Here is a 14,631-nt window from a genome sequence, read left to right on the forward strand (position 1 = left end):
AATCACCTGTTTAGTTAATTGTAATAAGGCGTTATTAGCCTAATGTGCCGATTTTCGGAAAATAGGGAAGTTTCTGCGTTATTTTCCGAAAGTACGCGCAATTTATCCGATCGTGCTAGGGGTTGCCAGTCAGTTAGCCTAAAAAGATTGGTTAAAACAGTTGGCTCTGCTTCTCGTCGGCGAATGGCGCAAGCGCTGGCAAAGCGATGCGTTGTTGAACTTCATGGTACAAACAGCGTGCCAGTTCTGGTGATGCTCGATTGTCAGCAGTATGCACAAATAAGAAAGGGGTTTTCCCCTGACTTATCCACAGGGCGAGTCTGTCTATCCACGGCGTGAAGTAGTCCCTGTTAATTGTTTTGTCAATATGGCCAATAAAGCGAATGACTGGATAATTTGCTGTGGAAAGCACGTGTAGTGGGAGTTTCGGCTTTTCTTGCTGGGCATGCGCTAAGCCAGGATGGTCATTAGCGGGTGTTGAAAACAGCGGACGAACATCAAGCATCACGCGGTTAGCTGAATAAGTTATTAACAAGCGGTTCAGGGCTTTTTCAGCGTCTCCTTTAAGGAAAAAAGCGCGGTGGCGTACCTCCACTGCACACGGTAAGTCGGCCGGCCATTGAGCAAGAAGTGCTTCTAGCTGGGGGAGCTCCGAAGGGCCAAAATCACGTGGTAGCTGAACCATGGTAGGGCCAAGGCGATCATGCAGTGGCGTGAGTGCTTCGAGAAACGCCCAGGCATGTTCTGGCTGGGTTAACCGCTGGTCATGGGTGACTGTAGCAGGAAGTTTAAAACAGAAACGAAAATAAGGCGGTATTTGCCGCGCCCACGCGGCCACCGTTTCTGCCTTGGGTGCGCCGCTATAAAACGTTGTGTTGCCCTCAACGCTTGAAAAGACCGCCGCATAATCGCTTAACAGATCAGTTTTGGCATGCTTTGGATAAAGAGTGCCAAGCCAATCCTGATTGGCCCACATGGGCAGACCAAGGTAAAGCGGTAGCGTCATGTTAAGGCCTTTCGTGGTTATCTTTATACTAGTGTAACTGTTTCATAGAAGCGTTTAGGCGCTTTTCTATAACACTGTTTGTAAAGCATTGTTTGTAAATCATTGTTTCTAGGGCGTCGTTTCCAGGACATTGTTTCTAGGACATTGTTGCGACGATTAAATAGACAAGAACTACTTGGATGAGCATTGGCGTCAATTCAGTACTGCTCTCGGAGGATGAGCAAAAAAGTGCATAGTGTTCCTCCAAGAACTGCATAGTGAAGGCAGTGGGAAGCCTCTAGGGTTAGACGTACCTCATAAGTAATAAAAAGGTAACGACCCATGACTGCATATCGCTCCCCCTCCGACTGGCAGGCTTTCGTCGAGAGTTGTATCGACTTCCGTCCCGATGAAGGCGTTTTTAGGGTTTCTCGTGACATGTTCACCGATCGGGCGCTGTTCGATCTCGAAATGGAACTCATCTTCGAAAAGCAGTGGATCTTCGCCTGCCACGAAAGCCAAATTCCCAATAAGAACGACTTTATTACCATGCAGGCTGGCCGTCAGCCGATGATCATCACTCGTGATGGCAAGGGAGAGCTGCGCGCGCTGGCCAACACCTGCCAGCACCGTGGGGCCACCCTGACCCGGGTTAGCAAGGGCAACCAGTCCACCTTCACCTGCCCGTTCCACGCCTGGTGCTACAAGTCTGATGGCCGTCTTGTCAAGGTCAAGGCGCCGAGCGAATATCCCGAAGACTTCGACAAGGCCAGCCGTGGCCTGAGCCAGGCGCGCATCGAAAGCTACCGTGGCTTCGTCTTTATTAGTCTGGACACAGAGTCCACCGTCAGTCTCAAGGAGTTCCTCGGTGACACTACGCTGTTCTTCGACATGATGGTCGAGCAGGCGAAGGATGGTGAGCTGGAAGTGCTGCCTGGTGAGTCGCGTTACACCTTCAACGCCAATTGGAAGCTGCAGAACGAAAACGGTCTGGATGGCTATCACGTAAGCACTGTGCACTATAACTACGTTTCCACCGTGCAGCACCGCCGTGAGCTAGAAGCTCAGCAGAAGGGTAGCAGTGGTGACACCCTCGATTACAGCAAGCTAGGTGCCGGTGATAAAGATACCGACGATGGTTGGTTCTCCTTCAATAACGGCCACAGCCTGTTGTTCAGTGACATGCCTAACCCCCAGGTGCGTCCTGGCTACGCTGCGGTGATGCCGCGTCTACTAGAGCAGCTTCCAAAGGAGCGTGCTGAGTGGACTATGCATCGCCTGCGTAACCTGAATATCTACCCCAGCTTGTTCTTCATGGATCAGATAAGTTCCCAACTGCGCATCGTGCGCCCGGTGGCTTGGAACAAGACGGAAGTGATTAGCCTCTGCTTGGGCGTGAAAGGCGAGTCCGATGCTGATCGCGAGAATCGTATCCGCCAGTTTGAGGACTTTTTCAATGTCTCCGGCATGGGGACCCCCGATGATCTGGTGGAATTCCGTGAGCAACAGCGTGGCTTCGAAGCGCGGGCCACTGAGTGGAATGACATTTCCCGGGGCTACCAGTGCTGGGAGTACGGCGAGACCCACAACAGCCAGGTGCTTGGGATTAAACCGGTGATCACCGGAACCGAGTTCACCCATGAGGGGCTCTACGTCAACCAGCACGGCAGCTGGCAGCAAATGCTGCTTGCGGGTCTCGAGAAGAAAGCACTCAAGCTCCAGGAGGTATAAGTCATGAGCCAGCAGCAATCCATAGAACAGTTTCTCTATCAGGTCGCCGAACTCTGTGACAGTCAGGATTGGGATGCTTATTTAGACCAGTTCGCCCCAGAGTGTGAGTTTCATATCCCTCAGTGGAAGGGCGATCACGAGATCACCCAGGATCCGAAGCGTGAGATGTCGCTGATGTACTACGCGGACCGTACAGGCATTGAGGATCGCATCTTCCGCCTGCGTACTGGTAAGTCCGCTGCTTCGACACCGATGCCCCGCACGCTGCATCTGATTAATAACGTGCGCTTGGCGCCACGTGATGATGGTCAGGTGCAGGCTAAGGTGAACTGGGTTACTCACTTCCACCGCTTCGGTGAGAGCGGCTACTTCTTCGGCACGGCCAGCTACACGCTGCGTGGTGATGGCGACGACTGGAAGATTACCCGTAAGCACACGGTACTGCTTAACGACAAGATCGATTCCGTCTTGGATTTCTACCACGTCTGATGTTGCTGGAGGGCGAGTCATGCATAACACAGCCGCCATTGTCTTTCGGGACGGCACCACCCGCTTCGTCAAGGTCGATAAGAATGAGCTGTTGATGGATGCCGCTCAGCGTCACGGAGTCAATCTGCCGGTGGATTGTCGAGAAGGGGTTTGTGGTACCTGCCGCTGCCTGCGCGAGTCCGGTGATGTCGACGTCGAGTATATCGATGAGGAAGCCTTGACCGAGGAGGAGGTCGCCGCAGGGCATGTATTGGCTTGCCAGACTCGCCTGCGCTCCAGTCAGGCTTCCTTCTACTTTGATATCGATTCCAACGTCTGCAGTGTGGCTACCGAGGTGCATAACGGCACTGTCAGCGCCGTGGAGCAGGTCTCCGATGGCGCTGCCATCCTCGAGATCACCCTCGACGACCCCACTCAGGCACTACCGTACCTGCCTGGTCAGTATGCTCGCATTGAGGTGCCGGGTAGCGATCAGTGGCGGGCTTACTCCTTTGCCACCGCGGCGGTACAGGAGGGAAAGCTGCGTTTTTTGATTCGCCTGTTGCCGAGCGGTGTGATGAGCGATTACCTGCGCGACAGCGCCCAGGTGGGCGATGCCATTTCCCTGGAGGCGCCCTTGGGAGCCTTCTATCTCCGTGAGGTACAGCGCCCGTTACTGATGGTGGCCGGCGGCACAGGCCTTTCTGCCTTCCTCGGTATGCTTGAGGAACTGGCCGAAAAGGGCGAGTGCCAACAGCCGATCCGTCTCGTCTATGGAGTGACCCAGGAGCAGGATCTCAGTGAGCTCGAGCGTCTAGAAGCTTTCACCGAGACGCTGCCCGACTTCGCCTTTGGCACCGTTGTAATGACGCCTTCCGAAGCGTGGCAAGGCAACAAGGGCGTGGTCTGTGACCTTTTCGATCTCGACTTCCTCGCCCAGCCCTTCGATGCCTACCTGTGTGGGCCGCCGCCGATGATTGAGGCTAGCAAAACTTGGTTTGAGGAAAATCCGGTGGGCGAATACCGAGTGTTTTTTGAGAAATTTATCTCTAGTTGAGGTTTCTATGCGCGGCGTCTCTATTGAAGACATTCAAACAGTGCTGGTCGATTTACCGACCATCCGTCCACACAAGCTCTCAATGACCACCATGGCCTGCCAAACCATGGTCATTGTGCGCATGCGCCACTCGGATGGGGTTGAAGGGCTAGGCGAAGGCACCACCATTGGTGGCCTTGCCTACGGCCCAGAAAGCCCAGAGAGCATCAAACGCAATATTGATACCTACCTGGCGCCACTGCTGATCGGTCAACCATCAGGCAATATTCATCAGCTACGCGCCCGTCTTAACCGCCACATCCGCGGCAATATGATCGCCAAATCGGCGCTGGAAACCGCGTTACTGGATGCTCAGGGAAAACGTTTGGGACTAAGCGTGGCCGAACTGCTCGGCGGTGCCCGCCAAGCACATTTGCCGGTGCTCTGGACGCTGGCCAGTGGCGATACCGCCAAGGATATCGACGAAGCGCAGTTGCGCTTAGAGCAGCGTCGACATTGTGACTTTAAGTTGAAGATCGGCGCACATCCGGTGGATCACGATGTACGTCACGTGGCGGCCATCAAAGAGGCCTTGGGGGATCGCGCCAGCGTACGTGTTGACGTTAACCAAGCATGGGATGAGTCCACCGCGGTTCGCGGTATTCAGGCACTGCAGGAGGCTGGTATTGAGCTGATCGAGCAGCCCATTCCTGCCCGTGAGCACGCCGGACTGATCCGACTGGCTAACCGTTTCAATGTGCCAATGCTCGCTGACGAGGCAGTACAAGACGCTCGCGACGGGCTTGACCTTGTCTGTGGCGGTTTCAACGGAGCTTTTGCGCTGAAGATTGCCAAAGCCGGTGGCATGTACGGCGTGCTGGAACTGGCCCATGTTGCCCAAGCTGCGGGGGTTGGCTTATACGGTGGCACCTTGCTGGAGGGCACCATCGGCACTGCCGCGTCACTCCACGCCTGGGCAACGCTACCAGAAATGGCCTGGGGTACGGAGATGTTCGGCCCGCTGCTGCTCAAAGACGACATTGTCGTTAAGCCGCTTAACTACCATGACTTTGGCGTCGACTTACCGACAGGGCCAGGGCTGGGTATCACGCTAGATGAAGACAAGGTTACGTACTACTCACGTAAAGACTGCTCACGTAAAGACTAGTCGCGTAAGAGCCGAGGAGGAGAGCGCCATGCTGTATCAGGTAGAAATGACCGTTAAATTGCCGACGGATATGCCCGCCGAGCAAGCGGCAGACATCAAGGCTGCTGAAAAGAGCTACTCCCAAGACCTGCAGCGCCAGGGCAAATGGCGCCACTTATGGCGGGTGGCAGGCAGCTACTCGAACGTCAGCATCTTTGACGTTGAAGATAACGCCGAGCTGCAAGCATTGGTTAGCAACTTACCGCTGTTTCCCTATATGGAGATCAGCGTCAAACCGCTGTGTCGTCACCCCTCTTCAGTGCGTGACGACGATAGCTAATATACCCATGTGCAATGTTAGTTCTTATTAATAACAACAGCTTATAAAAAACAGAGGGTTTCACCATGACCGTGAAGATTTTTGACACTCCCGACGTGCAAGACTTCATCAAAACCGTTGCTGGCTTTGGCCAGACCGGCGGCAATGATCGCGCCAAACAAATAGTGCATCGCTTGGTATCTGATCTATTCAAGCTAATCGATGACTTCGATGTGACCGAGGAAGAGTACTGGGCGGCGGTCAATCTGCTCAATTCGCTGGGTAGCCAAACTCAGTTTGGTTTGCTGTCCCCTGGACTTGGTTTTGATCACTACCTTGATATGCGCCAAGACGCTATCGACGCCGAAGCCAAACGCACTGGCGGCACTCCGCGCACTATTGAAGGCCCGTTGTATGTCGCTGGCGCCCCGGAAGCCGAAGGCTTTGCCCGCATGGACGATAGTCAGGATAACGACGGTGAGACCATGTGGCTGACCGGTCAGGTGCGTGACGTGAACGGCACGCCGATTGCTGGCGCGAAGGTCGAGATTTGGCACGCCAATTCCCATGGAGGTTACTCCTTCTTTGATCCTTCGCAATCTGAGTACAACCTGCGCCGTACGATTTATACCGACAGCGAAGGCCGCTACACCGCGCGTAGTATTATCCCCTCCGGCTACGGCGTACCCGAAGGTGCGCCCACGGATGTAGTGCTGAAATCCCTGGGACGTCACGGGCAGCGTCCAGCGCATATTCATTACTTCGTCTCCGCCCCGGGCCACCAGCACCTGACCACTCAGATTAACCTGGCGGGTGATCCCTACACCTATGACGACTTTGCCTTTGCCACCCGTGAAGAGCTGGTCGTCACTGCTGAACGTATTGAAGACCCCGCTGAGATTGCCAAGCGTGAACTAGACGGTCCGTTTTCTCATGTGGTGTTCAATGTGGCGCTGTCCAGCGTTGAGGCGCCCGAGCTACAGGTGCGTCATGCCCGGCCGCGGGCTAAAGAAGACGAACAGGATCTCGCCAGTCAACTGGCCGCAACCGCGAAAGTTTGAGTCTGTTTTAAAACCACATAAAAACTATATAAGAGACCCATTATGACTCCTACGAAAGCCTTTCTGAGCACTGCCATGGCGGCTTCTCTACTCTTTGGTACGGTTTCTGCCCAGGCTCGCGATTTCCGCCTGGGAGTGATTACACCTCCCCAGCACCTCTGGTCCACCGAAGCTGTGGCCTTTGCCGACACCCTGCATGAGCGTTCTGATGGCGAGCATAGCGTCAGTGTCTTCCCGGCCCAGCAGCTCGGTAACGAAGCGCAGATGGTTCAGCAATTGCAGACTGGCGCGCTGGACATGGCCTTTCTGACTATCGCTGAAATTTCCAATCGGATTCCTGACTTCGGTGCCCTTTATGCGCCCTATCTGGTTGATGATGTAGATCATGCCGCTCGCTTGCTGCGTTCCGACACTGCCGGTGAACTGCTCGATCTGATGCCTCAGGGCGTGGGCATGGTCGGCGTTGGCTATGGCATGGTGGGCATGCGGCAGGTGCTCTCTCGGGCACCTATCGAGAACCAGGCCGATATGAGCGGGAAGCGCTTGCGTATCACCCCCTTTGAGCCAATCCGTGACTTCTATACTGCTACTGGCGCGGCTCCAGCCCCGTTGCCATTGCTCGAAGTCTATGACGCTCTGGCTAATGGCCAGGTGGATGCCATCGACATGGACTTTGATTCTATCTTGATCCTCAAGTTTTATGAGCAGGCGCCTAACTTACTGATCTCCAACCATATGATGTTCCCTATGGTGGGTGTGGTCTCCGGTCGGGTTTGGCGCGAACTCTCAGTGGAGGATCGTGAGTTGATCGAGACCGCCATGGCTGAGCACCTGGAGAATGTCCTGTCCGGCTTTCAGGCTAAGGATGCTGCCCAAGAAGCCGAGATCCGTGAGCTTGGTCTGAACATTGTCGAGGCCGATGCTGAGTTCTTCGGCGACGCCATTGCCGAGTGGGAAGCAATCTGGGGTGAGAAGGCTCCGAGACTGGAGATGCTTCGCCAGGAAGCCGACCGTCTACGTGAATGAGGGCGACGTGATGTTGTCACGACTTTCTGACCGACTTGCCAAAGGAGAGGAGATCACTGCCGCTGTCCTAGCGGCGGCAGTGACCCTGCTGATCCTTATCAATGTGGCCTTTCGTGCCGCTGGCTACCCGATCTACTGGATCAGCGAGCTGGCTATCTACGCCATGATCTGGATGACTCTGCTGATCTCCAGTGCGGTTTTCAAACGGCGCCAAGGGATTGCCGTGACGCTGTTCACTGATCTCTTGCCGACCTCTTGTCAGCGCCTGGTAGGTTTGTTCGTCGACCTAATGGTGGCGCTCTTCGCGCTGATGCTGCTGTGGCTTTGTTGGCGCTGGTATCAGCCATTACTGCTGTGGCAGACCGGCTTCGATATTCAGGCTTTTCAAGGCGAGACCTTCAATTTCATCTATGCCGAGAATACCTCAACGCTGGGTATCAAGAAGTTCTGGGTGTGGCTGATTCTTCCTTGGTTCGCCGCTTCCTTGCTGTTCCACAGTCTGATCAATTTATGCCAATCGCTGTGCAATCTTGGTCGTTCGGCATCCCACACCACTCAAGAGGAGGTGGCCCGATGACTGTCGCTGTCTTTGCTTTGCTACTGCTGGGGGCGGTGCCCATTGCCCTGGTGCTGGCACTTACCGCCATGTTCTATATCCTGGTATCGGGTAATACCGTGCTCTTTGAGTCCTATCCTCAGCAGTTATTCGCGGCCATCGAGAGCTATGGGCTGCTAGCCATTCCACTCTTTATGCTGGCCGGAGAGTTGATGAACGAAGGTGGGGTAACTCGCCGGTTGATCGACCTGGCGCGGCTGCTGGTGGGTGGTTTTCGCGGTGGCTTGGCCTACATCAATCTGGTTGCCAACATGATGATGGCGGCGATTATCGGTTCTGCCGCCTCACAGATCGCCATCATGTCCCGGGCGATGGTGCCAGCCATGGAACGGGAAGGCTATGACAAGCCCTATAGTGCAGCCATTACCGCTGCTGGCGGCTTGCTGTCACCCATCATCCCGCCCTCGATGCTGTTCGTGCTGTTCGGCGTGATGGCCCAGGTGCCCATTGCGGATATGTTTATCGCCGGTATCTTGCCGGGCCTACTGCTAGGGGGCACCTTCTTTCTGACTATCGCCATCATGGGGTTGGTACAGCAATACCCTAAGGGAGAGTGGCTGAGTCGACAAGAAGCAATGAAAGCGCTGAAGATGGGCCTGCCGGCCATGTCGATACCGCTGATTATCATCGGCGGTATTCTGCTGGGCTTGGCGACTCCCACCGAATCGGCGGCGCTGGCTTCGCTGGCGGCGTTGCTATTAGGGCGCTATCTCTATCGTGATTTGAAAGTCACCATGCTGCCCGAGATACTCAAACGCACCGCTATCAATGCCGGCCTGGTGATCATGTTGATTGCTGCCGCTGGAGTCTTTGGCTGGGTGGTCGTCTACGAGCAACTGCCGCAAATGGCCGCCGCCTGGATCGCTGCTTTGACCACCGACCCCTTTATTTTTCTGCTGTTGCTGGTGGGGGTGCTGCTACTGGTGGGAATGATCATCGATGGTATCGCTGCGCTCATCCTGGTAGTCCCCATCCTGCTGCCGATTGCCACCCAGCAGTTTGATATTACTCCCTACCAGTTTGGTGTGGTGGTCTGTCTGACGCTGGTGCTGGGGCTTCTGACGCCGCCAGTGGGTGCAGGACTGTTTATTGCCTCTTCCATGACGGGGGTTCCGCCTATGCGTATCTTCCTGGCATTGTTGCCATTCCTGCTAGCTAGTCTTATTACGTTGGTGTTGTTAGCTTGGCAGCCCTGGCTGACGTTGGCACTCCTCTAGAAAACGGATGTACAACCTTTAAGTAGCAGAGCCCCCTCAAGGTGTGACCTTAAGGGGGCCGCCCACCTTCAAACTATTCATGGCTACCTGACTAGCAATATCACGGATGCCCTCCATTGGGCTGACCGTAGTCGATAAGAAGTGGGATAGCTCTGCGAGATCTGTGACCACCACCTTAAGGATAAAATCGTGGTTACCGGTCACCGCGTAACAGTCAATCACTTCATCTCGGGATAACAGCGTTGCCACTGCATCTTTGGGAGACGTCATACAGCCTTTATCAACCGAGAGAAAAATAAACGCGGTGACTTTGAGACCGAGCGCCTCTGGGTCAAGCCGTAGGGCATGTCCTTGGATAATGCCATGCTCTTCCAGGCGGGTAATGCGCCGAGAGCACTGGCTTGGCGATAAATTTACCGCCTCGGCTAGGGAGGCCAGGGTTAAGCGAGCATCCCGTTGTAATGCTTGAAGGATCCAGCGATCAAAGCGGTCAAGATGTTCCATTCTTAAATACGACCATTTTATGCAAAGAATTTGCATAAAATGCCTTTTTTGTGACATAGAACGCAAGTTATTTCCTCTCTATCCCTTCTAGAATCATGAGTAGTTCATTATTCGGTTAACTGGAAGCTGCCATGACCCCAACCCTTAAAAGTGTTAGTGAGCTGGACAGTCACGACCCCCTAGCGCCGTTTAAGGCCCACTTCGCTTTACCTGACGGCGTGCTTTACCTGGACGGCAATTCACTGGGGGCCCAGCCTCTGGCTGCTCGAGAAGCGCTTGCCGCTACTCGCGACCAGTGGCGCGATCAACTGATCAAAGGCTGGAATCAAGGTTGGTTTGATGCGCCGGAGCGTTTGGGTGACCTGTTAGCGCCATTGATTGGTGCTGGCGCTAATGAGGTGATCGTCACCGATAACATCACGCTCAATATTTTCAAACTACTTGGCTATATCACCGAGGCGCAGGGGCGCTCGCGCCCCGTTATCCTGAGCGAGGGAGGGAACTTCCCCACTGATGGATATATCGCCCAGGGGCTGTGTCGCTTCGCAGGCTTTGAGCATCGAGTGCTTCCGGAAGGTGCGGCGCTAGCAGATTATCTTGACGACGACGTGGCCGCCGTAGTGCTAAGTCAGGTTAATTACCGGACCGGGCGGCTGCGCGATATGTCGGAGACGACTGCCTTGGTACATGCGCACGGTGCTGAGGTAGTGTGGGACTTAGCTCACTCCGCAGGAGCTCTTCCCGTGGATCTGCATGGCTGTGGTGTTCGCTATGCAGTCGGCTGCACCTATAAATATCTCAACGGAGGCCCTGGAGCTCCGGCATTTCTCTATGTGCACAAAGATCATCAAGACGGTGGCTGGCAGCCGCTATCAGGCTGGCATGGTCACGCGACTCCTTTTGCTTTTGGTGGCGACTATACCCCCGCTGCGGGCATTACCCGTTTTCGTACAGGAACTCACTCGGCGTTGATCTATGCCCCTCTAGAAGCCTCCCTAAGGCTCTGGCAGGAAGTGGATATGACCGCTCTAAGGGAAAAGAGCTTGGCGTTGAGTGAGCTGTTCCGCAATTGTCTGGCCGATTTACTTGAAGCGGAGGGCATTGAGGATATTACTCTGCCTCAGAGAGAGCGGGGAAGCCAGGTCGCTTTTATCCATCGCGAGCATGGCTATGCCATTGTTCAGGCACTGATTGCACGTGGAGTGATAGGCGATTATCGGGAGCCAGGACTAATGCGCTTCGGATTCACACCACTTTATCTTAGCTATGCAGATGTCTGGCAGGCGGCTCAGCACTTCCGTGAGGTGGTGCAAAATCGAGAGTACCTGGAAGCACGTTTCCAGATTCGCTCGGAGGTGACCTGAGATGTTGCCCGGTGAAGGTTTAGCAGCTCGTGAACATGCTTTTTCGCCGAGTCGCTGGGCCCGGGATTTTGAGGCAACGCTGGATCGCCAAGCCGCGTTAGGTGAGCGGCTCAGGGAGAGTCACCCGCCTAAACGTCTGGTTTATGGAACAGGGCCGCAAGAAGGGCTAAATCTGTTTGTTCCGGAAGGTGAGGGACCTTGGCCGCTAATGGTCTTTCTCCATGGTGGCTACTGGCAGGAATTAAGCGCTTTCGCGATCGACTTTATGGCTTTCCATTGGCTCGAGCAGGGCTGGGCTTTTGCCTCCATGGATTACCCTTTAGCACCAAATGCCTCAATTGAAACGATGGTGGCATCTTGTCGGCAGGGGGTTAAGGCTTTACGTCGTGAGTCAAATTCACTTGGGCTGAATGGGCGTATTCACTTAGGTGGGCACAGTGCTGGAGCTCAGTTGGCACTGATGAGTTGTTTAGGGCCAGAACGTCTGAGTGGTATCGAATCGCTCTTGCTGGCCAGTGGGATCTATGACCTGCGCCCTTTGGTGGGGACCTATATAGATGCGCCATTGGGATTAGATACAGAACGAGCAGAGCGCCTCAGCCCACTGTGTCAAGCACTGCAAGGGTTACCACCGCTGCAACTGGTGCATGGTGAGTTTGACCCACCCGCATTTCGTGCTCAAGGGCAGACGCTTAAGGCGATGGCACAGGTTGCTGGTGTGGAAGCGGAGCTTTGTACTCGACCTGAGTGTGATCACTTCGATGTTATCGAGTATATAAATACCAGTTTTATGTTTTTTAATAATAAATAGCGTCAGATTGTTTAAATAACACCATAGTGGGTAAATAAAAGCTATAACTTTCTTAAATGGAGTGACTATGAACAGCCCTGATAATAAAAATGCTAGCCAGAACGCGTTAAACTTGAAAGATGAAAAAAATGTTCACTGGGATCAAGATATTAGTTACGGACAGTACTTGGAGCTAGAGCCATTGTTGTCTTGTCAGCGTCCCCGTTCAGAAGTTCATGATGAGATGCTGTTCGTTATTATTCATCAGGTCTCTGAGTTGTGGCTTAAGCAGTGTCTTCATGAAGCCCATGCGGCTGCTAATAATATTATAGCTGACGAGTTGCGCCCAGCTCTCAAAATGCTGACGAGGGTCGCGCGAATACAGGAGCAAATGATTCAGGCCTGGGAGGTGCTGGTTACCATGACGCCAGCCGATTATATTTCCTTCCGTGATAGTCTTGGTCAAAGTTCTGGATTTCAATCGTATCAGTACCGCGAGCTGGAGTTCCTGCTGGGAAATAAACATCCTGGGCTGGTTGAAGCACATCGCTCGCATCCTAAAAACTATCAACACCTGACGAATGTTTTAAACGCACCTAGCCTTTATGATTCTTGTCTTAAATTATTGAGTCGACGCGGCTTTTCTCTTCCCGAAAAAGTGATTAACCGAAATTGGTCTGAGCCGTATGTGGCTTCACCTGAAGTAGAGGCCGTTTGGGCTGATATTTATCGCGATACTAACCAGTATTGGGATCTTTATGAGCTAGCCGAGAAACTTATTGATACTGAATACAATTTCCATAAATGGCGCTTTAGCCATATGAAAACGGTGGAGAGGATTATTGGGTTTAAAACGGGGACTGGAGGGACTGCAGGCGTAAGTTACCTTAAAAAAGCGCTTGATTTGAAGTTTTTTCCTGAGCTTTGGTCTGTTCGTACCTCTATGTAGAAAAAGAGTCTAATTAACTCTAGAAAATCTTTCGTTTCTTTGTGAAGGCGGTCAGGTGTGCCGTCTTTATGCCTAATTTCTTGGTGTGGTTTTTTCACTCCTATTAGCTGAATATTGATAATAAAAATTACGATCCTGGCGATCGTTACCTTTTTAAGGATGACCACTATGATAAAAAAAATATCTGTTTTCGGCGGTGCCTGTATTGTTGCCAGCGTTTGCGTTGGTGCGGGAATGCTCGGTTTACCTACTGCGGGAGCGGGCGCTTGGATGATATGGTCTGCATTTGCACTGCTTGTTACGATGCTTGTTATGACGCTATCTGGCTGGATGCTGTTGGAGGCGTTAAAACACTACGATTATAGAGCATCATTCAGTACCGTTACGAAAGACTTGTTAGGGAGAAAAGTTAATTATTTTAATAATTCAATGGTTTATTTTGTTGGTGGGGTTCTACTGTATGCTTACATTACATCCGCAGGTTTGATGATTTCAGGCGTTGTTAATATTAGTCGTGAGTTATCTGCAGTAATCTTCGTTATTATATTTTCATCGTTTGTTCTCCATTCTACTAAGGCAGTAGATAAGATCTCTGTTGTGTTGATATTGTTTATGGTGCTGAGTTTTGTTTTGGGGGTTTTTGGACTAACTTTCAATGTTAGGGCATCTAATCTTTTTGGCGGCCTCTATCAAGAGCTTCACTATTTTCCTTATATTCTTGCAATGTTCCCTGTTGCGCTGACATCTTTTGGGTATCATCACTCCGTGGCTTCGTTAAGGTCGTACTATAAAAGCGAAGAGTTGGCGAAGAAGGCGATACTAGGAGGGACTCTGATCGCGTTGTTGTTATATATGGTGTGGATTTTTAGTGTATATGGTAATTTACCTCGCTATGATTTTGGTCCAGTAATTGCTCAAGGCGGAAACATTGATTCTCTATTAGCGAACTTAGGTGATGCAATAGAGTCAGAACGGGTTTCTAATATTATTAGTATTTTCTCTGCAGCTGCTATTTTTTCATCATTTGTCGGCGTTGGCCTGGGCGTATTTGATTTTATCGCTGATCTATGTGGCTTTGAAAATGATCGTAAAGGACGTGTGAAAACATGGGGGTTAACTTTTCTTCCCCCTCTTATATTGTCGTTGTTTTTCCCCTTTGGTTTTTTAATCGCGATTGGTTATGCTGGCGCTGCTGCTACTGTTTGGACATGCATCGTCCCCGCATTGTTGGCGAAAAAATCACGCACTCTTAGCAAAGGTGGGGTGGGGTTTGTGGCACCAGGTGAGAATAAAATGATTCTCTTGGTCGTCTTTTATGGTGTTGCTGTAGCAGTACTACATTTTATGGGAGTTCTAGATTTATTGCCTCACCCTGGCCTATGAAAATAACCGGCTATTGCTTACGCCGGTAAATAGTA

15 protein-coding genes are annotated in these 14,631 nt (G+C 52.5%); 13 read left to right on the plus strand and 2 right to left on the minus strand.

Annotated features, from left to right (window positions below):
- Nucleotides 1–151 precede the first annotated feature (151 nt).
- Nucleotides 152–1,006, minus strand: a complete 855-nt coding sequence (locus tag HVE01_RS02875; protein WP_146942268.1) for a DUF72 domain-containing protein — start codon at nt 1,004–1,006, stop codon at nt 152–154.
- Between the two features lie 321 nt (nt 1,007–1,327).
- On the opposite strand from HVE01_RS02875, the gene antA reads away from it, so the two are divergent.
- From antA to HVE01_RS02920, 9 genes are all read left to right on the plus strand, one after another.
- Nucleotides 1,328–2,716 (plus strand): anthranilate 1,2-dioxygenase large subunit, encoded by a 1,389-nt coding sequence (gene antA, locus HVE01_RS02880; protein WP_146942270.1) that lies wholly within the window; start codon nt 1,328–1,330, stop codon nt 2,714–2,716.
- A gap of 3 nt (nt 2,717–2,719) precedes the next feature.
- A complete protein-coding gene (gene antB / locus HVE01_RS02885; protein ID WP_125753079.1) occupies nt 2,720–3,205 on the plus strand; it encodes an anthranilate 1,2-dioxygenase small subunit in 486 nt (161 codons plus the stop codon).
- 19 nt (nt 3,206–3,224) lie between these two features.
- On the plus strand, nt 3,225–4,241 hold the full coding sequence (antC, locus tag HVE01_RS02890; protein ID WP_125753076.1) for an anthranilate 1,2-dioxygenase electron transfer component AntC: 1,017 nt from the start codon (nt 3,225–3,227) through the stop codon (nt 4,239–4,241).
- 7 nt (nt 4,242–4,248) lie between these two features.
- Nucleotides 4,249–5,388, plus strand: coding sequence for a muconate/chloromuconate family cycloisomerase (locus HVE01_RS02895; RefSeq protein WP_146942272.1), 1,140 nt, complete (start codon nt 4,249–4,251; stop codon nt 5,386–5,388).
- Between the two features lie 28 nt (nt 5,389–5,416).
- Nucleotides 5,417–5,707 (plus strand): muconolactone Delta-isomerase, encoded by a 291-nt coding sequence (catC, locus tag HVE01_RS02900; RefSeq protein ID WP_089040225.1) that lies wholly within the window; start codon nt 5,417–5,419, stop codon nt 5,705–5,707.
- Nucleotides 5,708–5,772: 65 nt separating this feature from the next.
- On the plus strand, nt 5,773–6,747 hold the full coding sequence (catA, locus tag HVE01_RS02905) for a catechol 1,2-dioxygenase (RefSeq protein ID WP_125753067.1): 975 nt from the start codon (nt 5,773–5,775) through the stop codon (nt 6,745–6,747).
- A gap of 42 nt (nt 6,748–6,789) precedes the next feature.
- Entirely contained in the window at nt 6,790–7,773 is a 984-nt protein-coding gene (locus tag HVE01_RS02910; RefSeq protein WP_125753064.1) for a TRAP transporter substrate-binding protein, read from the plus strand.
- A 10-nt stretch (nt 7,774–7,783) separates the two neighbouring features.
- Nucleotides 7,784–8,350: a TRAP transporter small permease gene (locus tag HVE01_RS02915; protein ID WP_125753888.1), complete on the plus strand. Its 567-nt coding sequence runs from the start codon at nt 7,784–7,786 to the stop codon at nt 8,348–8,350.
- Nucleotides 8,347–9,606, plus strand: a complete 1,260-nt coding sequence (locus HVE01_RS02920; protein ID WP_125753060.1) for a TRAP transporter large permease — start codon at nt 8,347–8,349, stop codon at nt 9,604–9,606. Before HVE01_RS02915 ends, HVE01_RS02920 begins: the two co-directional genes overlap by 4 nt.
- A gap of 36 nt (nt 9,607–9,642) precedes the next feature.
- Here HVE01_RS02920 and HVE01_RS02925 read toward each other — a convergent pair whose 3' ends face one another.
- Entirely contained in the window at nt 9,643–10,110 is a 468-nt protein-coding gene (locus HVE01_RS02925; RefSeq protein ID WP_186808794.1) for an Lrp/AsnC family transcriptional regulator, read from the minus strand.
- A gap of 131 nt (nt 10,111–10,241) precedes the next feature.
- Here HVE01_RS02925 and kynU point away from each other — a divergent pair, with 131 nt between their 5' ends.
- The 4 genes from kynU (at nt 10,242) to HVE01_RS02945 (ending at nt 14,596) form a co-directional block, all read left to right on the plus strand.
- A complete protein-coding gene (gene kynU / locus HVE01_RS02930) occupies nt 10,242–11,474 on the plus strand; it encodes a kynureninase (protein ID WP_146942276.1) in 1,233 nt (410 codons plus the stop codon).
- Nucleotide 11,475: 1 nt separating this feature from the next.
- Nucleotides 11,476–12,285 (plus strand): alpha/beta hydrolase, encoded by an 810-nt coding sequence (locus tag HVE01_RS02935; protein WP_146942278.1) that lies wholly within the window; start codon nt 11,476–11,478, stop codon nt 12,283–12,285.
- A 67-nt stretch (nt 12,286–12,352) separates the two neighbouring features.
- Nucleotides 12,353–13,213, plus strand: coding sequence for a tryptophan 2,3-dioxygenase (gene kynA, locus HVE01_RS02940; RefSeq protein WP_146942279.1), 861 nt, complete (start codon nt 12,353–12,355; stop codon nt 13,211–13,213).
- Nucleotides 13,214–13,381: 168 nt separating this feature from the next.
- On the plus strand, nt 13,382–14,596 hold the full coding sequence (locus tag HVE01_RS02945; protein WP_146942281.1) for an aromatic amino acid transporter: 1,215 nt from the start codon (nt 13,382–13,384) through the stop codon (nt 14,594–14,596).
- Nucleotides 14,597–14,631: the final 35 nt, after the last annotated feature.

The organism is Vreelandella venusta (genome assembly GCF_007989605.1).
Lineage (GTDB): Bacteria > Pseudomonadota > Gammaproteobacteria > Pseudomonadales > Halomonadaceae > Vreelandella > Vreelandella venusta.